The sequence below is a fragment of the Bacteroidales bacterium genome, assembly GCA_016707785.1.
In the GTDB taxonomy this organism is placed as follows: Bacteria; Bacteroidota; Bacteroidia; order Bacteroidales; family UBA4417; genus UBA4417.
On the sequence record JADJGZ010000014.1, the window covers coordinates 79396 to 106252 of the forward strand.

Below are 26857 nucleotides of genomic sequence, written 5' to 3' on the forward strand. Positions count from 1 at the left end.
ATAACCAAAACCCAAACCAAAAACCAACATTTATGAGAAGAGTTACTCTTTTACTAGGAATGCTGATTTCATTGACCTTGGCTTTACCTTTGTATGCCCAGAATACCTCCAAAGTAGGAGGAAATGCTGATGTCATTGATTACAGGATCGATAATATGGGATATTGGATGAAACTGGCCGAAAAAGGTCTGGTTCCATACAATCCATTTATATCCATACCTGCAGCTAATTTCAAAGGTTCTGGTATCCAAACCAGGGACTTTATCACAGATTCTCCCGATGTTCCAGTTACAACTGTGACTAGTACCCAAAGTGAGAATTCAGTATTTATTGATCCGGATGATAATACTTTCCTGATCAATTCCAATAACTCCACTGATTGGAGTGGAGGTTCAGCCAGTTCCGTTCTTGGTGCCGACTACCTTAAAACCAATGATGCCGGAGCAACTTATACAGGCTCTATTAATGGAGCCGGAGGTTCTAATTCAGGTGACCCCACCACAGCCATCAATAGGGCTGGTCGTCAGTTTGTGAACTTTATTGATGATCCGGGTGGACAAGGTGTTGCTTACACTGACAATGGTTCAACCTGGTCTACCGCAACTATAGGCCCAAACCCAGGATCGTTGGCTGATAAAAACCATATGTGGATTGATAATTCACTGTCCAGTCCTTATATTGGTAATCTTTATTGTGTATGGACTGATTTCGGCGGAAGCTATAATTATGAAGTTGTTTTTTCACGTTCAACTGATAATGGTGCTACCTGGTCAACAAGAGTTCCAATTTCCGGTACAATCTCCACTTTCGATCATGGGGTGAATGTTCAAACAGGTCCTAATGGTGAAGTATATGCTTGCTGGGCTACCTATCCAAGCAGCGGCCTGACCGAAAATGGAATTGGATTCGCAAAATCATTAGATGGTGGCCTCACTTTTTCAACACCGGTAAAGGCACTTTCTACCGTAAGAGGTATCAGAGAAGACGGAGTCAGTAAAAACATGAGAGTAAACTCCTTTCCAGTGATGGCTGTTGATGTGAGCGGTGGGCCTAATAATGGCAATCTCTATATTGTTTGGTCAAATATTGGAGTTCCGGGAACTAATACCGGTACCAATATCAGTGTCTATATGATTCGCTCTGCTGATGGTGGTAATACCTGGTCAACTCCGGTAAGGGTAAACCAGGGTACTTATACAGAAGGTAAAGAATCTTATTGCCCATGGATCAGCTGCGATTCAGAAACAGGTAACTTATCCGTTGTTTTTTATGATGACCGGAATACAGCCAGTACTGATTGCGAAGCCTGGACAGCTATCTCATTAGATGCAGGTAATACATGGCAGGATTTCAGAGTAAGTGATGTGTCCTTTACCCCGGTTCCTATTCCTGGTCTGGCCAGCAGTTATATGGGGGATTATCTGGGGATCACTTCCAAAGGTGGAAGGGTATATCCTTGCTGGACTGATAACCGCGGAGGCATTTACCGCACTTATGTTTCACCTTTCGTAATTGGACTTAATGCTTCATTCAATGCCACAGCATCAAATGTGTGTACAGGATCTTCTGTAACATTTACAAGCAATTCATCAGGTCCTCCAACCGGATGGCAATGGACATTTGAAGGAGGTTCACCTTCAAGCTATACTGGAGAAACACCTCCTCCGATCGTTTACAATACAGCCGGAACCTATGATGTAACCCTTGTTGTATCTGATGGAAGTGAAACCGATACTGAGGTGCGTACTGATTTTATTACTGTTGCAGGCGTATTTGCCGGCTTTACTGCTTCAACAACATCTGTGGTTGTTACAAATAGTGTAACATTTACTGATAATTCACAATGTACACCAACTGCATGGAACTGGTCTTTCCCCGGTGGATCGCCCTCTTCATTCTCAGGTCAAAACCCTCCCGCTATCGTATACAACACATTGGGAACCTATGATGTAATCCTTACTGTTACCAAAGGAAGCAATACTGATGTTGAGACAAAAGTGGGTTATATCAATGTTATTCCACCTGAGTTTCCTATGGCGAATGGATCAGTTACAACTTGTACTGGAAATTTCTATGATGCCGGTGGTGCAAGCAGTGATTATAGCAATGGCCAGAACCTCACTGAAACCTTTTATCCCTCTACACCAGGAGGAATGGTCAGGATGACATTTAATTCTTTTTCTACTGAATCAGGATACGATTATTTAAGAATTTATAATGGTACAAATACATCTGCAACATTATTAGGAACATACAATGGCACAACTGGCCCCGGTACTGTGACTGCTTCAAATGCAGCAGGAGCTCTTACCTTCAATTTTACTTCTGATGTTAGTGTCGTCAGTTCAGGATGGTCAGCCGCTATCAGCTGTTTCATGAATACAGATCCTCCAGTGGCTGCTTTCACAGCTTCCACAGTATCTACCACTCCCGGAACAACTGTCACTTTAACTGATCAGTCAGTTAATGCTCCTACCACATGGAGCTGGAGTATAAGCCCTGCTAGTTTCACATATACTGGCGGAACTACTGCAAATTCTCAAAATCCACAAGTTCAGTTCACTGCTATAGGTACCTATAGCGTTACACTTACTGTAACTAATGCCAATGGTTCTGATTCAGAAATTAAAACCAATTACATAAGTGTTACTGCTGCTACCTACTGTATTCCAACGTTCACATCGGGAACCGGTTATGGTGATTATATCACACTGGTTCAATTAGGAACCATCAATAATGCTACCGGAGCTTCTGCATCGCCGTATTACACCTATTACAGCAGCTTGTCAACTGATTTGCTACCCAACACTGCCTATACGATAACACTGAGTCCCGGAACTTACGGTAGTGGCAATTATATAGCCGTTTGGATTGATTTTAATCAGAATGCTACTTTTGAAGAGACCGAAAAACTCGGTACAGTACTCATAGGTGCAACACCTGCAACCGGAACCATCAGTTTCACAGTACCAGGCGGAGCTACTCCAGGAGTTACAAGAATGCGCGTTAGAGAAGTCTATGCCAACAGTAATTTCGATGCATGTACCGCTTATACCTACGGCGAAACTGAGGATTATAATGTTAATATCCTTAGTCTTGATAAAAATCTGAACCTTGCTTTATTCCTCGAAGGACTTTTCAATGGTGCCAGTATGAACAAGGCCCAGAATGGTTCTGGAAACCAATTCCCGGGTAACGTCGCAGATCAGATTACCATAGAATTGCGTAATTCCATTGCCCCTTATACTCTTGCAGGCGGACCTTACACAATGAACGTTAATACTGATGGTACAGCTGCTATTACCATTCCTGCTGCTCTGGGATCAACCTATTTTATTGTAGTTAAACATAGGAACAGTCTGGAAACCTGGAATGCAACACCGATATCTTTTGGTGGGACTAGTATTAGTTATAATTTCAATAGCTCTGCAGGTCAGGCTTATGGTAATAATCTTAAACTTGTATCAGGACAGTATGTGATTTACTCTGGTGACGTCAATCAGGATGGTTTGATTGACTCTGATGACCTGATTCCAACAGATAACCATGCAAAGGATTTCCTTACCGGTTATTTATCTACCGATTTAAATGGCGATGGTTTTGTAAATGAAACAGATTTGCAGCTCATTGATTCAAATGGCGCTCTCTTCGTGGCAAAAATCACCCCATAATCCAACTAATTCCAAAATGATGAGGCTGTTTCAAAAGGAGACAGCCTCTTTTTTTTGTTTTTTAGTCTTTATGCAGAAACCAGACTAAAAACTTCGGTTCCAGGATCAACCTTCAGATTCAAGCTTTCAATCCCCACCTTGAAGGTTGATTTTTTAAGTCTAATCTCTTGTTGGGTCAGTTCCCCGCCCCATGGGGGGAATATAAATAATTTCCTTCATACCTCGCTGCTCTGTGGCGCGGTCATTCATTTTTTAAAAAACATCCTGTAACCCCAGCCTTTAGGCTGGGGTTTAACTAAGTCGTCCTTACGAGGCCTTTAGGCCTGACCTATGGGATTGCGATAAAATAAATATCTAATATTTCGACAAAATGCATACAACTGAATATGTAAGTTTCTTCCCTTTGTTAAATCATGAAGAGTGTAAATAATCCTTTGTGTTGCTTCGTGCCTTCGTGGCTTAGTGTCTGGAAAATCTGATACTTAGACTTAAACTCACTAGGGATCAAAAGGTAGGAACAGCACAGCTGTGATTTTTGATAAGCTAATATGCTGATAATTAAAGTCATTTTAAATTATGAAACCCATTTCTCGATTATTGTTAGTTATTTTTTTGAGTGCTTTGATTTTTGCCTGTGATCGTCCTGATTGCACAAATGTCAACCCTGTTTTTGATCAATACTTACCCGGTGAGAAGCTTTACAATGATGAGCTGGCTTCTCAACTCACCAGAATAGACCAGGATAAATTAAGCTATTGGTTCAAAGAGTATCGGGTTGTAAATCAACAGGAAGAGTTATGTTTTTATGTTCAGGGTGACGGTTTATGCGCCGAAATAGTTATGAAAGTAACAGATTGGACTCAGTTGGAAGATCTAAGGAAAGCAAAAGGCAAAACTTACAGTGGAGCTGAGTTTGTAAAACTCCGGTATGAAGTTTTAAGAGATACATTAACAACAGAGTTTATCTTTAAACGATTTGCTAGGATTATTGATTGATTCAGCGTAATACTGCTGCCCCCGGAAGGGGAGCCTTTGGCTGGGAGATGAGGAGATGGGGAGATTTGGGGATAAAGAGATGAGGAGATGAGGAGATGAGGAGAAGAGGAGATGAGGAGATGAGGAGATTAAGAGATGGGGAGGGAAGATGAGGAGATGGAGAGAGGAGAGAGGAGATGGGGAGATGGGAGATTGGGGATAGAGATGAGAAGATGAGGAGAAGAGGAGATGAGAAGATGAGAAGATGTGGGGATGAGGAGATGATAGATACGAATTTTTTGGCTTAGAGTGTCTAGATTGGCAAAAAAGGTGTCCCCCTTTTTCTAAAAGGGGGTGTCCGCCTTAGCGGACGGGGGATTTTGGCCCAGCCTCACAAAATAAAATTCTTAAGAAATGATTTGACTCAAACACACTTTATTGAACAAACACGAAGTCTTGGAATGAGTTAGTTCCAGATTGGCAATAAAGTATGTCCCCCTTTTTCTAAAAGGGGGTGTCCGCCTTAGCGGACGGGGGATTTTGGCCCCACAGCACAAAATAAAATTCTTAAGAAATGATTTGACTCAAACACACTTTATTGAACAAACACGAAGTCTTGGAATGAGTTAGTTCCAGGTTGGTAAAAAAGGTGTCCCCCTTTTTTCTAAGGGGGTGTCCGCCTTAGCGGACGGGGATTTGGCCACAGCACCAAATAAAATTCTTAAGAAATGATTTCACTCAAACACACTTTATTGAACATACACGAAGGCTTGGAATGAGTTAGTTCCAGATTGGCAATAAAGGTGTCCCCCTTTTTTCTAAAAGGGGGTGTCCGCCTTAGCGGGGGGGACGGGGATTTTGGCCCCACAGCACAAAATAAAATTCTTAAGAAATGATTTGACTCAAACACACTTTATTGAACATATCGAAGGCTTGGAATGAGTTAGTTCCAGATTGGCAATAAAGTATGTCCCCCTTTTTCTAAAAGGGGGTGTCCGCCTGGGACGGGGATTTTGGCCCACAGCACAAATAAAATTCTTAAGAAATGGGTTGACTCAAACACACTTTATTGAACAAACACGAAGTCTTGGAATGAGTTGGTTCCAGATTCGCAATAAAGTATGCCCCCCTTTCAAAAGAGGGACATTCTCAAACACTCCCACAAATTCTCAAATTAGTATCCGACATTCGAAGCCAAAGGCTCCCCTTCGGGGCATCTAACATCCGCAATCCGACATCCGACAGCTGCAATCTGCAATCCGCAATCCGACATTCAACATCTACACTAGAGTTCCGACATCCGACATCCGACATCCAACATTCGACATCCGACATCCGACATTAGACATTCGACATAAAAAAACGCTGTGCCGGACGAATCCAACACAGCGTTTTTTTTGATAGAAAGAATGTACTATTCTTCTTTCTTGGCAAAGTTGTAACGGCTGATAGCGTAAGCCAGACCGAAAGCAACCAGGATGCCTGCACCGCCACCGATTGGAGCAGAAGGGCCGCCGGTTGGAGGTCCACCACCTGGATCGCCACCTTCACCTGGATCGGGCTGAGCCATTAGGCTGGAAAGTCCGACAAATGCCATTAAAAGAACGGTTAGATATAATTTTTTCATCTTTTTCATAGACTTGGGTTTTTTAGGTTAATTATTAGCCCCGTGGCAAGAGCCACGGGACTGTAATTTTATTAGCGAATGAATACCTTTTGGTTTACTGAACCATTAGCGGTAACTACCTTCACCATGTAATTTGCGGTTGGAGCCTTAACCGGAATAATGGTCTTGGCATCGCTGCTCATTGAGGTGTGGATAAGTTCGCGACCGGTTACATCGTAAATCCAAACTTCGCCTGCAAGCTGTGTGTTGTTATTGATAACAACTGACTTGTCAAGACTGTATACAGAGATACCAGTGGTGTTGAGGTCACCCATACCATTGGCATTCTTGAAATGCAGTTTGAAGCGGTTTTCGCTATCACCATTAACATAGCTGAAGCTATAGTTGGCATTCTGACGGAGATCCTGAACCTTGTTCAGTTTAAGGTCTTCGAGAAGAACTGGAGTGAATCCGTCAAAGCTTTCGATACCTGAAGCGGTGAATGTGTATTCGCCATCAGCATTTGCTTTGAATCCAAGGTCTACTACTTCATTTCCTTCAAGTGGGAATGAGTTCAACCACAGACGGTCACCATTAACAACGCTGAATAATGAAGCATCGCTGTCAAGTTTCTTACCATCAAAGTTGTCGAAGTTTGCTGTAGCAGCGTTTTCGAAATGGATAACGGTTTCATCATTGAGTGAATTACCGGCAACGTTAACTCTCAGTACATTAGCAAGGCTTCCTTTGAAGAAAGGAGCTGTGCTGTGAACGCGGGTTGCTGCTGGCATATCAATAGATGCACTTGCACCTGTTGCAGTTACAAAGAAACCATTTTCAGCAGGAATAATACCTGTGAATCCGAATGTTCCGATACCTGTTGATGAGCTGTAATACCTGTAACCAGCTGTTGGAGCTCCAAGAATATTGAAACCATCCCATACGGCAACAGAAGCACTAACATTATTCAGAACAACACCGTCCCAATCAATAGCACTGGTATATGGGTTACCTAAGAGGTTCCATCCACCATTAGCTGTTGATAATGCACCGGCAAATACAGGAGGAGTATTGAGAGCTCCTACGAAGTTTGCAGTTACAGTTGGGGTTGTGGTACTAACGTTGTAACCCTTACCTACTACGAAAGGATCTGTGAGGTATCTGAATACCCATGTGCCTGAAAGAGCAACATATTCACGAGCCCATACTGTGAGTGAATTTGAGAATACACCACCGATAGTAGCACCTGAAACAGGAGTTGAAACGAAATGAGCCTTAGTGTTGGTAATATTACGTTTTACCAATACTGAACTGGCTGTGAGGAATTCTGAACCGATGAAAGAACCACCATCATTGATAGTGAAGCTAGCACAAGCTGCAGGAGCTGTCAGGGTAGGATAGGTTGTTAAACCACCTGGGATAAGAACTGTTGTTGTGGCTGCAGGAACTACTGCACCAACTTCAGTTGTCCAGTTTCCACCTTCGAACCAATCTTCGTTAACAGAACCATTCCATGTTGCAGCAACAGGAACAAGAACAACGATTTCTTCAACAAAGATATCTAAAGTAACTGAACCACTGATACCACAATCATTCTGTCCGAATACGCTGAGAGTTCCACTGGTAGCACCAACTGCGAAATCAATAGTTACAGATGCTGATCCATTACCATTGATAACATAACCAGTACCGGAATAAGACCAATAAGCAGCAGTAGCGTTAGGAATAACAACGGAGTAAGCTACGCCGCTGGTTCCTTCTGTAACTGTAGCAAGGCCGGAAATAGCACCTGCTGGTCCTGGAAGAGGATTCTCGGTGATAACTGCACTACCGATCATATTGGTAGTATAGGTACCATTTGAACCAGTTGCAGTATAAGTACCTGCAAGCTGACTTCCGAATGAAACAGCTGCACCGGTTCCGGCAACAGTTGCTCCACCAGGAGTAAGGGTATAAGTAACACCTACTTCTGAACCGCTAAGTCCAACAGGTAAGCCACCGGTACCTTCGCAGTATGCACCACCACCTGTTACGTTGAAAGCAGCAGGAGGAAGAATAACAGCTGTAACAGTAATTGTAACAGTGTTTGACATTGCAGTAGCTGCAGTAACACAACCCAAAGAGCTGGTCATTACAACATATACATCATCACCATCAACTGGAACAAAGGAGAATGAACCTGAATTGATTCCGGCTGTGCCTCCATTTACATACCACTGGTATGAAGGAGTTCCACCATTTACTGGAGTTGCAGTGAAGTTAACGGTTGTACCGGCAACTACAGTTGTGAAATCAGCAACAATAGAAACAGCAGGAGTTACACTTGGAGTAATGGTAAGGTGAAGGATATTGGTAACACAACCAACAACAACGGTATAATCACCACTTGTAGTGTAGGTTACATTATTGATTCCCCATGTGTATGAATCACAAGCGCTTTCAGTAACTTCAACTGTGGTGCTTGGAGTAATGGTGAGGTGAAGGATATTTGTAACAGAACAAACACCAACAGTATAATCACCACTTGTAGTGTAGGTTACATTATTGATTCCCCATGTGTATGAATCACAAGCGCTAGCAGTAACTTCAACTGTGGTGCTTGGAGTAATGGTGAGGTGAAGGATATTGGTAACACAACCAACAACAACGGTATAATCACCACTTGTAGTGTAGGTTACATTATTGATTCCCCATGTGTATGAATCACAAGCGCTTTCAGTAACTTCAACTGTGGTGCTTGGAGTAATGGTGAGGTGAAGGATATTGGTTACACAACCAACAACAACGGTATAATCACCACTTGTAGTGTAAGTTAAACCGCTGATTCCCCATGTGTATGAATCACAAGCACTTTCAGTAACTTCAACTGTGGTGCTTGGAGTAATGGTGAGGTGAAGGATATTGGTAACACACAACCAACAACAACGGTATAATCACCACTTGTAGTGTAAGTTAAACCGCTGATTCCCCATGTGTATGTATCACAAGCGCTTTCAGTAACTTCAACTGTGGTGCTTAAAGTTTCTGTAATTACAGCACTTCCGGTCATGGCAGTTGTGCCACCGGCATTGGTTCCGGAAACAGTATAGGTTCCAGCTAACTGATTACCAAAAGTAATAGCATCACCGGTACCGGCTACAGTTGCTCCACCAGGAGTAAGAGTATAAGTAACACCTAATTCAGAACCTACAAGGCCTACTGGTAAACCAGTACCACCGGAACAGTATGATCCGCCACCGGTTACAGCAAATGCAAGAGGAGCTGGAGTAACAACACCAACGGTCATAGTAACAACGTTTGATGTTGAAGTGGAAGTTTCAGGAGTAACGCATGTTTCTGAAGTGATCATCTCACAATAAACCTGGTCTCCATCAACTGGTGTATATACAAAGAATGGATCTAATCCATCAGCTGCATAAGCGCCATTTACATACCATAAGAAGTAAGGGTCAGTACCACCTGAAGTAGGAGTTGCAGTGAATGTAACTGATGTTCCTGGAGGAACTGTTGTGCCTGGAGTAGCAGCTAAAGCTACTGATGCAACAGCGGGAGCAATAGAAGTCAATGTAACTGTATTGGCCATATTTACAAGGCCGGCACAAGAAGGACTCTTTACTTCAACTAAAGCACCTGTAACCAATGCTCCAAAACTTTCCGGATTACCTGAACCAAAAACAACGCCTGCTGCACCAGCAACCGGAGTTCCATCAACATACAGATAATAGGTATAACCAGCCTGGGTAGCATCCAATGAAATGGTTGCACCTGCGCCTGGGAGTAAACAGATTTCGGTATTGTCAGCTGAAACAGCCTGAGCGGAAGGAGCTGGGAATGAACCAGTAAATACAGGATTCACTGTTCCAACTAAAGTGTGTGAAGCCTGAACTGTGATATCAGTATTTACACCTGGGGAAGCTCCTACATAAGCAAACATCTTGGTAGGATAACCTGTAGCAAGTGTAAAATTCCAGGTATGGGCTGGATTAGTACCTACCTCGAAAGGTAAGGAACAAGCAACACGGATCCTGGCAAGCCTGTTTCCAGTAGTATTGGAAATCACGGTAGCACCTGCCCATCCCGGAGGAGCCACTGGAGTAACCTGGATACAGTTTTTAGTTGCATCATAACCAAATTTATCTGGTCCTGGACGCTGAGCTGCATTCAGTGTTGAACTGCTTCCTGGAACAGGAGATACATTAATTACACCACCAGCTGGAATGATTGCAGGATTTACAAGAATACCTAACTGGAATTGTGCTAACCTTAGTACAGTTGTAGCTGTTCGAGTAAGAACAACATCAAACTCATAGACATTACACGATACCTGTGTAGCATTGGTAATTTTACAAGTGTAGGTCGGGTTTGAGCAAAGGATCCCATGCTCAATAGTAGCAGAATAGCCCCGAAAATCCACACAAAGAAGTGTTGTTGTTTTTTCATGATTGTTTGGGTTTTTGTTTATAAAATGTTGATTGGTCTTACTTTTTTTTCTTTTCCAATAGTTTTTTCTTTTGTCATGAATGGGTTTTAAGGTTAGTATTTGGGTTTATTGATTGCTATTTATAAAGGTTTTTTTGCAGTTACCACGGCTGTTGAATTATTGTCAATTACGGCCATATCAGAACCATCTACGAGTCCGTCCCCGTTGATGTCTTCTGTATTATAACCTGAAAGAACTGAGGTACTTGCATTGTCAATTGCTGCCATATCGGAACCGTCTACAATCCCATCCTGAGATTGATCGCCACCGAAGAAAACAAAAACCGTGCCCATCTGCTGCATATTGTTGCCGTATGCTTGTCCTGCAGCCGTACTGAAATCATAGTTTACAGTTCCTGATCCAAATGAAACAGGTGCTGCACTCCAGGTTTCAATACTGTTGCGATGCTTTACTACAACATAGTAAGTGCCAGAAAGTTCGCCCGGAATGGAGAAAGCACATTTTCCGTTGGAATAAAGCAGTACATTATCAGCAGTATATATTGCAGTATGAGGGGCTGTTACATCAGCCAATTCTACACTCACTAAATCAGCTACAGGGCCTGCAAAATGATCCCCGGATTCATCCTGGGCTTTGTGGTTACCTGTACCTGAAACATATAAACCTTCCAGAAATAGGACAAGGTTTCCCGTTTTGGAATGAGAAATGGCATTTGTTATGGCAGTATTAACAAAAGGAGTACCTTCTGTGGTAAATGCAGAAACAACAGTATGGTAAGGCATCAGGTTCATACTCCAGTTGTAGTTCAGTGGATCGGCCCCAAATGCGACCGAATTGGTCAATCGGACCGAACAAACCTTAGTACCTGCAGTATTACTGATGACTGTACCGGCTGTAACACCTGTACCATAATCCCTGGGCGGTTTTCTGGGTGCAATTTTTACACAAAGAAAAGCAGGGTCAAAGGCGATGTTGATAGGGACCTGGCTTGCATTTAATTCTGATCCGCTAAGCAGGGTAGGAGTGATCGTACCCCCGTTCACAAATCCGGAATTGAGCAGGATGCCCGTGTTAAAACAAGCTAGCTCTAAAGGAGTAACACCTGTTTGAGTGAGGTAGATGTCAAATTCAAATACCTGGGCGCTCACAAAACTTCCATTCCTGATTTCACAGCTGTAAGTAGGAGTGTCTGCATAGAGGTTCTGAGTACCCAAGAACACTGATAGTAATATAACTATCAGGGCCATTAAATGCGCTGGTCTTTTCATGATGTTTGGGTTTTTGTTTTGCAAACCTAAGAATTTCCCGAAATTGGATTCGGGAAATTCTTAAGTTAACAATTATTTATTACGGTCTACTAACTTGAATTACAGCAGTTGAGTTGTTGTCAACCATTGCCATATCGGAACCGTCAACAATACCGTCACCATTGCAATCTTCAGGGTTATATCCTTGAAGAACAGCGGTACTGGCATTGTCAATCAGAGCCATATCACTACCATCGACGATAGCATCCTGGTTTGCATTGCCACCATAAATAATAGCGACACCACCCAGAACTTTCATATTGCTGCCGTAAGCCTGACTAGAGGCTGAGGAGAAATCGTAAGCTATCGGACCGGTACCAGCAAATGAAACTGCTGCAGCACTCCAGGTTTCTATACTGTTACGATGTTTAACTACGATGTAGTAGTTACCTGAAACAGCACCAGGAACGTCAGGAATAGCAACAGTACCATCAACCATAAGATTCAGATCAGTAAATGTGTAAGCTGCTGCACTTAAATCAGTATCAGCCCACAATTCAATGGTAACCTTATCAGCAATTCCGGCACCGTATTCAGCACCTGAGAGTCCCTGAGCCTGGTTCATAGTAGAAGCACCTGCATATAATCCTTCAAGGAAGAGATTAACATTGAGGGTCTTGGTGTTTGCATAAGGAATAGCAAAACCGGTAACTTCAACTCCACCCTGGAATTGTCCGATTACCAGTGTAGCACCTGTGGTTTTATTCACCCACCTTAATTCTCCGGTTGAGCCATAAGCAGCCATATAAAGTTCGCCGGTTTCACGGTCGAATTCCATATCCTGAGCATAGTTGGCATCAAATCCTGTAGCACCTATTTCTGTAAATGCACCGGTTGTAAGGTTAATAGTACCAAGAACATCTATTCCAAGATCTAATGCATAAGCATCACCATTATTATCAATTGCTAAATTGATAATGAGCCTGCTTGCAATCGTTCCAACATAAGTTGTAGCTGCTGTGGTGGTATTAATAGTGTATAACAGTGAGTTCACACCATCATAACCAATACCATACATAGTATTATTAACTGTGTTGTAGGCGAGTCCGTTGATATTAACACCCATATTGCCAATCACTGTCCTGGCACCTGTAACTATATCAAAAGTTACGAGATTAAAAGGAGCAACTGTTGCATAGATAGTGGCATACCATATGTCATTAGCCCAGGTTCCTGAAGAAGCAAAGGCTGTAACAGGATATTCATTCACAATCTCTGTCAATGTTCCTGGATCATTCAAATTGAATTTAACAGGTCCATTATCAGTTGAGGTAAAGGTTGTCCATCCATAAACCTGTTTGTCAAGCGCCAGAACCTTAATAACCTTAGAAACTGAGTTATTGGCAGGATTTAGGTCAGTAGCCAGGGTGGTGGTTGCTGTAGCAGTAAAATCACCTAAAGCATTGGTCCATGGATCGAAAGTAACCTGAATTGAGGAACCTGGTGCAAGCGCTGTAACAGTCTTGGTTGAAGTATAGGCATCAACAGCTAGAGTTACATCGAATGATTCAGTGCTTGTTCCTTCATTCTTTACAGTGGCCATAGGGGTAACAGTACCCAGTGGCACTATATCATTGAAGTCAACACTAACAGCTGCAACATCATGAGCCAATGGAGAGAATACCTGTACATTATCGAGGAACAGGTTGTTACCATAAGCGCTGATAGCTGTGAATTTAACCATATTGGTTCCAGCAGGCAGTGTTAGAGTTTGTGAACCCCATTGAGCAGCAGTAGGAGCGAAGGATGCAGTGGTTGTGCCGGCTGTATTAAGGATACCGGTTGAACCGCCTGGCATAGCCAATAGCAAGTTCCAGCTTGCACCATTATCAATGGAATAATAAACATCCATCTCATCTGGTTCACCTGAATAGGTTGCATATGCATAGTCAAACTTCAGGGTAGGAGTGGCGAGTGCGCTGATATCGAAAGGCAGAGTAATCAGATCATAGGTACCTGAGGTCTGGCTATAGAAATTGGCATAAGCTGATGCTGTTCCTGAACCAAATCCACTGGCAGCAGTACTGCGTGTCCAAGTATATGAACCTGATACTGCTACGTTTGACCAACAAGTTGGTGCAAAAGTAGTTCCTTCGAATCCTTCGATGAAAGGAGCAAGAGTAGCTGAACACAAAGTAGTAAAGCTAACAGGGCCTACCCAGCTGCTGAATAAACCACCACCACAATCCTGACGTACATAAACATCAAAGGAAGTAGCACCGGCAAGTCCACCAAGGGTATAAGGATTAGCAGTAACACCTGGAACAACGGTTCCTGATCCTGCTGCATGTCCAACTGCGCCATAATCAATCTGAACAGTGGTTGCACCTGCCCATCCAATACTTGCTGAACTGGCTGTAACACCGGTAACGGCAAGAGAAGTTGGATTTGAACACAAAGGAGGCTCCTGAACGATCACATTGTCAATCATCAGGTCATTGTCACCATTGCTAACAGTTGATTCACCATAGAATCCGAATTTCACGATTCCTGAATATCCGGCCAATGATAGAATAACATGTTCTCCATTAGGATTGATGTCATTGTAAACATAAGATGAACCTGCATTGTCCCATAACCTGAGTGTATTCGCTGAGGTCCAGGTAATACCGCCATCAGTTGAAATAACTACGGCAAACTTATCATCGGAACCAAGAAGGTCATTTATGGTTGATGTAGCATACTCATTCAGTGTCAGGTCAAATTCAAGCCTGAGGGTAGAAGAGCCAGCACCTAAATCAATCTCAGGTGTCATTAACCATGATAATGTAGTGGTTGACCAGATATTTAACCTGGCGGCTTTGTTTACTGGTGAGGTAACATTACGCCAGTCATCCTGGATCCAGTTACCACCAACTGCGAGAGTACTTGGTGCAGCTAATGCTCCAGTGTATTTGCTCCAGCAATTTGGGGCAAATGTTCCGGTAAAAGTCTGGGTAATAGTAGGAACAGTTGAAACTCCGCATACAGTTACGAATGAAACCGGGCCAGCCCATGTGCTGGTTGAACCACCGCAATCGGATTGTACATAGAAGCTATAACCGGTACCGGCTGTGAGTCCTTCTAAAGTATAAGGTTTAGCAGTAACACCTGAAATGGTAGTACCTGTACCGATAGCAAATCCGGTTGGGCCCCATTCAATATTCCAGGTAGTGGCTGTTCCAACTTCTGTCCAGTTAAGATCAGCACTGGTTTTCTGAAGGTTTGTAGCAGTCAGGGTTGTAGGAACAGGGCATGCAACAGTTGTTGTGAAGGTCTTAGGACCTACCCAGTCACTCTGGCTTGCTCCGCAATCAGCCTGCACATAATATGCATATGAAGTAGTAGCTGAAAGGCCGGTGAGTGTATAAGGATTAGTGACACCGTTAATAGTTGTGCCAGTTCCCTGAACGAAACCTAAAGTTCCCCATTCAATATTCCATGTAGTAGCAGTACCTGTTTCTGTCCAACCAAGATTGGCGAAGAAGTTGCCGGCAACCGCTGTAAGGGTCGAAGGAGCAGGACATAAAGGTGTATTTTCAATGGTAATATCATCAATAGCGATATCATCATAGAAAGGTAAACTTGATCCTTTATCTACAACAAAACGCAATTGGATAGGACCTGTAATGGTATAGGAGCTCAGGTTGATAACCTTTTCCTGCCAACCGGCTGCATTCTGGCCGTAAGCCCAGACGAATGCACCTAATTGCCATGCTGCACCATCCCAAAGATCAACAGTTAACTGCTGCTCGTCTGCTAGATTGACGCTACTGGTATTGTTGTTAAACAGGTAGAATCTTACGCGTGGGGTGGTTAGAGCAGAGATATCATACAGTGGAGAAAGCAGGGTTATGCCAGTTAAACTAACTGATCCTGAACCGTCAACACCTGCGAAGCTTCCGCCACCGCCTGGAGTATTGTCAGCCAGACCGGTTGCGCCATAACCAGGCCATGTAGTGGTAAACAACCAATTCTGCGGTCCGGAAATGGTCCAGCAGGAAGGTTGCAGGGTAGTTGTAAAATGTTCGGCGGCAGGAGCGGTAATAGCACCACAGAGAGTAGTAACTGTGACAGGACCTGTCCAGGTGCTGTATAAACCACCACCGCAATCCTGACGTACAAATACATCGTAGGAAGTGCTTGCGCTAAGTCCGCCTATGGTAGTAGGATTAGCTGTTACACTTGAAACCAATGTTCCGGTTCCGGCAGTATGTCCAACTGTGCCATAATCAATCTGAACGGTAGGAGCAACTCCAGTCCATCCCACACTGATGCTTGAGCTTGAAAGGGCAGAAGCTGTAGCAGTGAGAGGAGCGGGACATGAAGGCGTAACAATAACGGTAATCTCGTCAACAAATATATTTAATTGGTCACCAATACTGATGCAATGCCATCCTAAATAATAAGTTCCAGAAGTTGCAGGAGTAAATGATCCCCCACCAACAGTATAAGCAGCTTTATAGAAGCTAATGTCACTGAAGATAGCAGGGCTGGTCATACCGGCAGCAGTAGGTGCAGCTCCATATTTAACTTCAAGGCTTTCCAGGTAGGAAGCAGAACCACCTTTGTAATAGAACTTAACATCATAACTGGTTCCACCTGTAAGGGTCAGACCCTGAGTAATATACCAGTCGTCCTGGGTAACACCTGCAGCGCTGTAACTAATTTTCAAAGCGTTGAGTCCATTGTAAGGAGTCCCGGTTTGATTAGCCCATTTAACATTATCAGCATTCTGGTCAACAATTGTTCCACAACCAACTGCAGGAACAGTATAGCTGTCGAAGTTTTCGGTAAATGGAACAGTAGTAGTACTACAAAGAGTAGTGAAAGTCTTGGGTCCGGCCCATGGGCTTACCAAAGATCCAGGGCAATTACCCCTGACATAATAATCATAAGCTGTATTGGAAGTAAGGCCTCCTAAAGCATAAGGATTTGCAACACCCAAAACCTGAGTACCGGTTCCTAATGAAAATCCTACGGGACCGTACTCAATATCATAGTTGGTAGCGGATGCTGTCCATCCGAGGTCAGCACTTGAAACTGTGATATTTGTAGCCGTAAGAGCGGTAGGAGCAGGGCAGCTTGGGATATCTTCAATCACAAACTCATCAATTCCCTGGTTTGTAAATCCTGAACCATAGTTTGAATAGGAAACAAACCTGAATTTAGCGGTAGTGCCGGTATAGGCAGCAAGGCTAACCGTGTTTTGAGTCCAGGGTGAAGTAGATGCTGTTCCGAAAACTGAGTTAAGGGATGTATGAGCATACAGATCTGTCCAGGTGCTTCCACCGTTTGTGGAAACCTGCAGAGTTAAAGGAACGGGGGTGAGTGTGTACCCGGTAGCACCTAACCAATAATAATACTTTACTTGTTTTGCTGTAGCATCCAGGGTGAATGAAGGCGAAGTAAAGTAATATGGATTATAGGCTGTACCAGCGTTGTATATATCTATTCTTGCAAAATAGGTGCCAGCGCCGCTTTGAGCGGTAGCAGCTCCATGGGTTGCATCTGCTGTAGCAGTTCCCCAATGGATAGTTGCACCAGCAACAGCTTCTGAAAACGACCAGCATCCCAGGGTAGCAGCAAAGCTCTCAGTGAATGGGAATGCGCTGATATCAGCACAAGGAGTAGTTGCATTGGCAGTTGCGCCGGTAGCTGAATAATAGGCGAATGCATCTACTGACCATACTTTATAGAAGTAGGCTGTAGAAGCAGTCAGACCGGTATGGTTGAAAGCAGCCAAAGGTCCAACATATATAACTGTACCACCACCAGAGATCGGGTCATTCACATTAAGGGCTGTGCCATTAACAGGAGTTCCGAAAGTTGAGGTAGCAGCAGTAGCAATAACAACATCATTAGCCTGAGCATTCAGGGTATAAGCCAGGTTGATCTGAACAGCGCTAACGGCAGTTGCTGTTAAAGCTGTAGGAGCAGCTACTGAAGGAGTTGCAGTGGCTGTTGAACCTGCTGAATAAGTGCTTCCGTCATAGGAGAATGCCTTATAATAATAAGGAGTAGCTGGGGTAAGACCAGTATGGCTAACTGGTGATACAGCTCCGTATGACAATAAAGTGCCACCGGCAAAAGGATCCCCAACAGTAGGAGGAGCTCCCACCGGTGCAGTAAAAGTACCAGTAGCATTCCAAACAATCGCAACATTATTGCTCGAAGGATTCAGGGTGAATCCAAGATTGATCTGCTGTGAACTGATAACAGTGGCAGCAAATCCGCCTGGGTTAACAACGCCTGCAGCGATACCGGCAAATTCGTCAGCTCCAACGTCAGGAGTGGCTGTACGGGTGTTACCATCAAAGTCGTCAGTTATTGCAAAAGGTGTGGTGATGGCCAATGCGCCACTTTCACAATAGGTCGCAGTAGAAGTAGAAACATGCAGATCGTAGGGAGCAGCAGCGCCATTAATAAATGGTACATTTTCGCGGAACGAAATAGCATCCCTCGAAGGTCCAACCAAAGTTTTGTAAGCTGCTATATCATAAGGTGTAGTTCCGTCAAAATAAACAGCATGGGTAGCATCTTCTGTAGCGCCTGCATAGAATGCATTTGCATTGGAGTTAGCTGAATAGGAAGTCAAAACAGTTCCGCTTCTGCGGAAAGCGGCAGTTACACCGGTTCCCATTGGAGTAGATACATTAACAAGTATATTGTTCCGCATATCCAGTGCAGGAGTAGTGGAAGCATATAATGCAGCGCTTCCGAAGTTAGCCCCGGTACTGCTGGCATTCAGATATACTGTGTTGTAGTAAATGTTGGCATTTGTACCACCAGAAATATAAATACCAGCTAAACTGATAAGTCCGGTAGTTGCAGGAGTCCTTAGATCGCTGATATAGTTGTTGTAAAGATTATTGGTTGTACCGGCAACTATATAAACACCATAAACAACAGGATTAGTGCTTCCTGATGAAAGGTTGTAAACATTGTTTTTATAAACATTACTTGTTGCTCCACCGGCGAGATCTATACCATAAATTGCGCCAGCAGTTCCTGCTGCACAACTAAGTGCATAAATTGAATTGTTATAAATGGCAGGGCTTCCGGCTGAATTATACAAACCGTAAATTGTACCTGAGGCAGTTCCGGTAATATTCAGGTCATGGATGATGTTATCGCTGACAACGTCAGTTGATCCATAAGCTTTCCTGATACCATAAATAGTCCCACCACCAGCAACCGTGAGGTTGAAAATCTGGTTGCTTTGAACAGTTTTGTTCCCGGTAGCTGTATTGATATACAGACCACAAACGGTTGCAGTTCCTGTAGTGGAAAGGTTTTTTACAATGTTGTTGCTATAATTTTCCACAGCAGCCGAACCACCATCATATATTCCATAAATGGCAGCAGTGCTCGAAGCGGCAGTACATGACAGTCCATCAATAGTGTTGTTCTGGCATGTAATTGTAGCAGTGGATGCTTGAATACCATAAATAAGACCAATACCAGTCTTGGTTAAACTACCAATGCTGTTATTTGTAATATTCAAAGTAGTAGGAGAACCTAAAACCATCCCATAAAGCCCCCCTGTTCCGGGAGTAGAGATGCCAGAAACAGTATTGTAGGTAACATTCACAACAGCTGCTGAAGCTGTATTCTGTATAGAATAAAAAGCGCCTGAAGTGGCAGTAGAATAGCTACCTGTAACAGAGTTATTAGTGATTTCAACTGTATTAGAAGCAGCGGTTGAACCAATACCATTATCAATTCCGTAAAGAGAAGAGGTAGTTCCTCCACCGTTAAGGGTGATATAATTGTTTTTAATGGTTGCACTGGCACTGGTTCCGGCCTGAGCAAAAATACCACGAAGGGTTGAAGGGTGATTTACACCTGATCCATTATTATTATTAATGGTATTAAATGTGATATTTACACCCCATTGATTATTGGCCCGGATACCTGCAGCTGGATTTGTTGCAGCAGTAGCACCGCCAAAATTCAAAATAGAATTTCCTTTGGTAGATAATGTGCCACCAATATCATTCCCTGTATCACCTAAAGTGAAAGGAGTGGCAGCGGCATATCCACTAAGTACAATACCATAATTGCAGTTTTGCAATGTATTGGTGTAGAATTTGTTGTAGGAGTTAGTCCCGGCAGCTGTAGTTGGGGTAACTGCTGTTGTTTGAGTTGCAACTAATGCATTAGTTACATTAATGGCACGGGAGCCTTCAACTGAAGGACCTGAACCCGAAGCATTGTTCTGTATGCTTAATGTTACAACACAATTTTGTATTGTGTTATATTGACAACCATCAGTAACACTGGCCTTGAACATAGCGAAGCCATATTCCATCGTAGCAGGGTTAGTTGAGTTCGGATCATAAAGATCAATCCCATCAATTGTAACATAGTCAGAACCAATTAAGTTCCACATTCCGTCCTGAATGGCGGAAGAGGGAGTTGCGGTTCCAACATAAGCTGTAATTAGAGGGTTTGCACCCGAACCACTTTTCTGGAAAATAATCTGGTCAGCCAGAGTTCCAGTAGCAGTGATTGATAATGGTGCAGTTAATGTTTCTGTGTGTCCGGCTGCCACATTAAATGTGACACCACCTGAACCAACACCAGCAGCATTAAGTGCAGTAATAGCAGCTTCAATGGTTGCATAGTCTCCCGGTATCGATTTTGGACCGGAAAGCTGGGCAAAACTCAAGCTACTAATTACCAATGCAATTGTAAGCAGTAGTAATTTTTTCATAGTGAATGGGTTTTGGTTAATAAATATATGGTTTGGGTCAAAAAATGCAGTAGCAAAATAACAACTCCCTTCCACATCATACCCTGTAGGAGATGATAAGGCAAAGGAACTGTTCTTAATAATAATACAAGGTGTACTTAGTAGTAGTTAAAACCATCCGTTCAATGTGTACGAGTGTTGCAAGTGTGGGTTTTTTCTGACAGACAAGAGAGTAATAAAAGCAGGTCAGGAATTTCTCTAACCTTTAAAAGTTGAATCTACACAAAGATTCATTACACAAACTTAATGAAAATAGTTATCCAAACAATGGGGAAAGTTGTCCGAGTTCAGGAAGTCGGACAAGATTACTGTCCGACTTTTCGATTGTTAAATATACAATTTATTTTCAATCCAAATAAATTGTTAATAAGTTTTAAGAAGAAAATATTATATTGAAGTTATGAAAATCAGTCTATTTAAGGATTTGATGAGTTTTAAAACTTTATAAACAGATATTTCTTTCTTAATGGAATTACATTTTAGGGACAGTCTTATTAACATATATATTAGGTAGAACATTTTCAGCAAAAAGAGTGTCTGAAATTATGGCTGAATTAACGTATTTTGAGTTAGTCGCGATTATGCTTGTTTTCCAGGCTGTGCTCTTTGCGTCCCTATTTGCAGGTATCTATCATAAGACCAGGCATTATCCAAAAAAATTCATAGCATGGTATATGTTAGCCAATGCAGCATATTTTGTGTTAGCATGGCTGAATTATTTCGGATATTATAAAGTACTCCGCTTTATATATCCACTTGCTATGCCTTTGCTTATTAGCTTCCTGCCACTGTTTTATTATTATTTCAGGGCTTTAACTACGATTAAGTACCGTGTTGTAAAGAAGCAGTGGTTTCACCTTGCACTTCCTGTTGCTGTATTACTGTTTCAATTACCCTTTTACTTTTTTCCTGAACAGCAGGCTTGGGATTTTGTACTGCATAAACCGGTTTCCGGTGATTATTCTAATCTGGCTAAATACCTGACCTTAGTGAACCGTATTGGATTTTATGGTTTGTTTACTTTGCAATTCGTATTCTACCTGCTGAAATTCAGAACCAATCTTAAGCTGCATCGACTCAGGTTAGAACTCATGTTCTCCTATAAAGAGAATCTGGATCTGACATGGATGAGAAACCTTTTTATAGGAATATTACTTTTTTTTGTCAGTAATGATGTCACCTACTTCTTCCATTTTGCCAATCCTTGGTTTTCGATCATGATCTATTTTATAGGTATGCTTGTGATTAATTTTTATATAGGATACCATAGCCTGATCCAGAATGAGCTTGTAGAAAACGAAATTATTGCAAGAATGACGCATTATTGTGCCTTACACAGGGAAATGACACAGCCCCGGACAGATACCCAGGAGGCATTCATAGTCCAGGAACTACAGAAATACCAACGATCTGCATTAAAAGATGATACACGGGAAATGATCCTGCTCCAATTGGAGAAAATTATGCATGAAGAAGAATTATATACTGATTCCCAAATAAGTTTGGAAGAGCTCGCAATGAAGCTTAGCACAAACTCAAAGCACTTATCACAGGCAATTAATGAAAGCCATCAAAAGAATTTTTTCAACTATATTAATGACCTCAGAATCAGCAAAGCGAAAATGATGCTTCAGGGGGAGACACATACGAATCTTTCTATTGAAGGCATTGCCAAAGAAGTGGGTTTCCAGTCAAAATCATCCTTCTATACTGCTTTCAAAAAATCCACAGGAATTACGCCTACTGAGTTCAAGGCGCAATTGGCTATTGGTGCCGAGTGAGGCAAGATGTGGAGATGCTGGGGCATGAGGGGGAGTCTTGGATGAAGGATGGGGAGATGAGGGGATGGGGGGATGAGGAGATGAGGAGATGTGGGGATGTGAGGATGAGGGGATGTGGAGATGAGGAGATGAGGGGATGCCCCGAAGGGGAGCTTTTGGTTCTGAGTGCTGGGTGATTAATTTTGGATGTCGGATTGTCCCGAAGGGACGCCTTTGGCGCGGAATGCGGATTTGGGATGTCTATTGTCGGATGTCTAATGTGGGATGTCTAAAGTCGGATGTCTAATTTTGGATATCGGATTGTCCCGAAGGGACGCCTTTGTCGTGGAATGCGGATTTGGGATGTCCTAATGTTAAATATTAAACACTAAACTCTAAATCAATAAGTTAGAATTTACTTTTTCATTTAATATTTAGTGTTGATTATTTGATATTTTTTTGTCTGGAAGTTAGAATCCAATTAAATGATCTATGTTCTATTTGAGGAGCCAGGTGTTGGGTGTTGAGTCAAAGTGCCAAGGTGCCAAGGTGCCGATGTGCCGATGTGCCGGGTGTCCTGAAGGGGAACTTTTGGCTTATTATGTATTTTACAATTTGCAATTTTCATTTTGCATTAAACTTGCTCTCCTTTTCAAAATGGGTGTCGTCCACCTATATATGTGCCATATAGTGATATTAAAAAAAGCAGCCAGTTCTAAAATTAAATCCATTACAGGAATTAATCTTGTTTAAAGTTTACCCTCCCCCAGCCCCTCCCTATAAATAGGGCGGGGAGAAACTTGCATATATTAATGGAGTTGTTTTCATGAATTCATGGAATGCGAGTTCATGAATTGGGAAAAGCGTTCTGAAAGTAGGCAGTTCAAAAAAAACAATCCATCAGATCAATGAAATAGATCCAACGGATTGTTTTATTAAAAGTTGAGTGTGGAATAGAACCTGTGATTCAATTCCAATTAACTGAGACTATCTGCTGATGATAAACTGTCGGCTCCAACCGGTATGTTGGTTTTCGAGACGGAGTAGATACATTCCATTAGATAGTTTTTTGAGGTCGAGCGACTTTTTAAATCCTTCGGTTACATTAACATTATTCTCCTGGTAAACAGTAATGTTAGAGGAATTAATGATTTTCAATTTGTAAGTACCGGCAGGCAGGTTGTTGCTTTGGATGGAGAACCGGCCATTGTTTGGATTCGGGAACAATTCGATGGATTGAATTCCATTTGGTTCCTGCAGACCTGTGCAATCGAAGAATGTCACTTTTACATCTTTTGAAGAAACACAGTTGTTGGCATCTGTAACAGTGATAGTATAGTTGAACTGACCAAGACCTCTGCCAACTGTATCCACTTCAATTGTTGGAGAAGTGGCACCTCCGGGTGTCCAGAGGTATGATCCTGCATTAGGGATGGTAGCATCAAAAACTACAGGCCTGTTTCCACAACTCGATGTATCATGGGTAGCGATAAATGGCAGCGCATTTACCTTTACAAGCTGGCTGGTAGAAACCAGGCATTTTGTAATGGAATCAGTAAATGAATAAGAGATGCTAAATTCACCTGCACCAGCGATAGCGGGGTCAAACACATTTCCACTAACCCCTTGTCCCTGGAAAGTTCCACCGGCAGGGGTTCCATTAAGGGTAACTGCAGGGGCAGAAACGCAGACGGGAGCAATAGGATCAAGGCTGACAGCTGGTAAAGCTGCAATTGTAATGATATGGGAGGCAGAATTTACACAACTGTTGGCATCAGAATACGTATAGGTGAGGGTATGAACTCCGGCACCTGCAACAATGGGATCAAATGCAATTCCATTGGCAGCAACACCAGGACCTGCATAAAGTCCCCCGGCCGGTAAGCCTCCGGTAAGGTCAAATGCAGGGTCATTCCCACACACTGAATCAGACATTGAAAAGGTGACATCCGGAAGCGCATTGATGGTGAGGCTGACAGGAGTCGGAGCACTTTCACAACCGGTGATGCTTTGAGTAACATTATAGTTGTAAACACCGGGCAATGTTTTACCTGTAGCGTAAGAACTGCCACTTCCCACATAAAGCGTACCGTTGTACCATCTGAGATTTTCACCGGTAGCTGTGAGGTTGGGTACAGTTTCCCCTATACATATTACTTCGTTATTGGCAGTTGGATTAGCAGGAACAGTACTCACTGTTATATAAGCTGTCTTTGTAATGCTATTTGAACCGGCCTGATTGGTAACGGTAAGTGTTACATCATACTCCCCAGCAGTATTATAAACAATATTGGAAGGATTTTGGGCGGTTGAAGTGGATGGGTTTCCTCCAGGGAATGACCAGGCCCAACTTGTAGGAGGCCCTGCTGAGAAATCCTGGAAATTAATTCCTTGTCCTTCGCAAGCAGCGGTATCGTTTACTGAAAAACCAGCTGTCGGGGCAACCGGAGTCAAAGCCCTGACTGTAGCAGTGCGTTTGTGTATCGGAGTTCCATTGCTGCCGGTAGTAACAATATTAAGAGTATAATCTCCGATTGGTACGGATCCATTTCCGGTGATCTGCACAGGAACGAAACCAGGGTATGACCAGAGCTTATTTCCTTCAGGATAAGAAATTGTGAATAATCCCGGAGATCCTGACATGGTTGCAGAAACAAAAACAGTATCAGAATAGAGCTTAACAGATGGAACTTTCACATTGATGATCGCAACAGGAGAAAGCGTATCTATGGCAGGTTCTGCTTTTACAGCATAATCAGGGAAATAGGCAACATAACTGCCAAAATTGTTGTCCCTGAAGTCAGTCCATGAGGCCATAGCAGTTACAGGGTTAGAGGCAATGCCATTATAATCCCCGAGGTACATGGGAGTTCCACCTCCACCGCAGCTGTTGCAATTGATTTTGAATTTTTTATTTGAAATCTTTTGATTTGGAGCAAAGGTATTTCCGTCATCGGAATAGGTACCATAGATCATACAACTATCACTGGTAGGTACGTCCCGGGTATCCATCCAGGAAATATAAAGTCGTCCGTTGGTTTTCTCGCACCAGATGGTAGGAAACCAGTTATGGTTGGCTTGGGAATTAGCATCATCGTTTACCACTTTAGCTGCAGAGAAAGTTGCACCGCCATCATCAGAGAACCTGCAGAAGATATCAGGTTTATTACCATTTCCGGTAGGATTATTGGATGCATATACAAGGTAGAGACGACCGCGATGAGGGCCATAGCTATTGTCACAAGCCACAAAAGGGTAGGGGCGGGTACGCATATTTTGAACGGCATTTCTACCGCCTACCTGTGTGCCAACAGTATTGGCGTATTGTTGTGAAGATTTTAGAGTAAAGGTTTGCCCCCCGTCTGTTGATCTGTAAAATTTATAAACCGAAGCGAATGAACTTCCGGTATTAGCTACTGAGTAAACTGCTCCTCCCTGAATATCTCCGTTAGGTCCAACACAAACCATAGAGCCGGGAAGTGCGGAACCACTAAAGCTGGCAGGTGATTGCCAGGTGGCACCCAGGTCGGCACTTTTTGAAAAACTCTGGCCTGAAGAGCTGGAGTTTGTCATAATACCATAGATGAAATTTGAGTAAGGTCCACCGGTCTGGTCAGATGCAATCCAGTTCTTATCTGATCCTGCCATCGCTGTTACCGGGGTATTCCAGTTTTGACCATTATTGGCTGACATTGCAACTTTAACACCTTGAATGGTGGATGCTCCATACATATTCTGGTAGGCCAGGTTGCCAAGGCTATCATAGGATACAACCACATCACCCCACATACCAGTCCAGCTTGGATTTGAAGCTGTCCATGTGAAACCATCATTTGTATAGTAACCTTTTCCACCTGCTGAACCTGTGGAATTCCACACTGCATAATATTGCAATGGATTCATTGGATTATTGGCGATACTGCATTCAGCAAAGTCCACACCAAGTTTGAAGTTGTCATAATCATCAATGGTGATCACAGTAGCCTGGATCTGATCATTATGGTAAGGGGAATAACCAGGTGCCATGATCATAGGATCACGAAACTTGTTTTCATCTTTTATAGCAGGTTGTGCAAGGAGGTTTGACAGTGCACAGAAAAGGAGAAACAGCACCATCGGAAGGATGCGCAGAGTAGAGTTTTTCATTGAAAGTGTTTTTGTTTTTTTTCGGATATAAAGGTACGATTTTTTTTAGACTTTTCACTTTTATACTGATGCTAATCCATTTTGGTATCAACCAATCGGTGGATTACCTGAAATGCACGGTTAAATTGAATCTTTGTCCGCTCATTTCTGGCAGGTGTTTCGATGTAATATTTCATTATCTTTGTTTCAGATAGCTTTTTTCTAACCATTTTAA

9 protein-coding genes are annotated in these 26857 nt (G+C 42.8%); 3 read left to right on the forward strand and 6 right to left on the reverse strand.

What is annotated here, in order from left to right:
• Positions 1-32 precede the first annotated feature (32 nt).
• Positions 33-3671, forward strand: coding sequence for a PKD domain-containing protein (locus IPH84_09555; GenBank protein MBK7173463.1), 3639 nt, complete (start codon positions 33-35; stop codon positions 3669-3671).
• 576 nt (positions 3672-4247) lie between these two features.
• On the forward strand, positions 4248-4667 hold the full coding sequence (locus tag IPH84_09560) for a hypothetical protein (GenBank protein ID MBK7173464.1): 420 nt from the start codon (positions 4248-4250) through the stop codon (positions 4665-4667).
• A gap of 1393 nt (positions 4668-6060) precedes the next feature.
• Here IPH84_09560 and IPH84_09565 read toward each other — a convergent pair.
• From IPH84_09565 to IPH84_09585, 5 genes are all read right to left on the reverse strand, one after another.
• Positions 6061-6282 (reverse strand): hypothetical protein, encoded by a 222-nt coding sequence (locus IPH84_09565; protein ID MBK7173465.1) that lies wholly within the window; start codon positions 6280-6282, stop codon positions 6061-6063.
• A gap of 62 nt (positions 6283-6344) precedes the next feature.
• Positions 6345-9167 (reverse strand): T9SS type A sorting domain-containing protein, encoded by a 2823-nt coding sequence (locus IPH84_09570; GenBank protein MBK7173466.1) that lies wholly within the window; start codon positions 9165-9167, stop codon positions 6345-6347.
• A complete protein-coding gene (locus tag IPH84_09575) occupies positions 9065-10666 on the reverse strand; it encodes a hypothetical protein (GenBank protein MBK7173467.1) in 1602 nt (533 codons plus the stop codon). Before IPH84_09575 ends, IPH84_09570 begins: the two co-directional genes overlap by 103 nt.
• A gap of 146 nt (positions 10667-10812) precedes the next feature.
• Positions 10813-11961, reverse strand: coding sequence for a hypothetical protein (locus IPH84_09580; GenBank protein ID MBK7173468.1), 1149 nt, complete (start codon positions 11959-11961; stop codon positions 10813-10815).
• Between the two features lie 79 nt (positions 11962-12040).
• Positions 12041-20698 carry a choice-of-anchor J domain-containing protein gene (locus IPH84_09585; GenBank protein MBK7173469.1) on the reverse strand — a complete coding sequence of 2886 codons (8658 nt, stop codon included), beginning with the start codon at positions 20696-20698 and terminating at the stop codon, positions 12041-12043.
• A 584-nt stretch (positions 20699-21282) separates the two neighbouring features.
• Here IPH84_09585 and IPH84_09590 point away from each other — a divergent pair.
• Positions 21283-22518, forward strand: coding sequence for a helix-turn-helix transcriptional regulator (locus tag IPH84_09590; GenBank protein MBK7173470.1), 1236 nt, complete (start codon positions 21283-21285; stop codon positions 22516-22518).
• Positions 22519-23484: 966 nt separating this feature from the next.
• Here IPH84_09590 and IPH84_09595 read toward each other — a convergent pair.
• Complete coding sequence (locus tag IPH84_09595; protein MBK7173471.1) at positions 23485-26643, reverse strand: PKD domain-containing protein; 3159 nt, start codon at positions 26641-26643, stop codon at positions 23485-23487.
• Positions 26644-26857 lie beyond the last annotated feature (214 nt).

Bases quoted from the DNA above. Each gene is read 5' to 3' on its own strand.
- IPH84_09595 (MBK7173471.1), bottom strand. From the start codon at position 26,643: ATGAAAAACTCTACTCTGCGCATCCTTCCGATGGTGCTGTTTCTCCTT.
- IPH84_09560 (MBK7173464.1), top strand. From the start codon at position 4,248: ATGAAACCCATTTCTCGATTATTGTTAGTTATTTTTTTGAGTGCTTTG.
- IPH84_09580 (MBK7173468.1), bottom strand. From the start codon at position 11,961: ATGAAAAGACCAGCGCATTTAATGGCCCTGATAGTTATATTACTATCA.
- IPH84_09590 (MBK7173470.1), top strand. From the start codon at position 21,283: ATGGCTGAATTAACGTATTTTGAGTTAGTCGCGATTATGCTTGTTTTC.
- IPH84_09585 (MBK7173469.1), bottom strand. From the start codon at position 20,698: ATGAAAAAATTACTACTGCTTACAATTGCATTGGTAATTAGTAGCTTG.
- IPH84_09565 (MBK7173465.1), bottom strand. From the start codon at position 6,282: ATGAAAAAGATGAAAAAATTATATCTAACCGTTCTTTTAATGGCATTT.
- IPH84_09555 (MBK7173463.1), top strand. From the start codon at position 33: ATGAGAAGAGTTACTCTTTTACTAGGAATGCTGATTTCATTGACCTTG.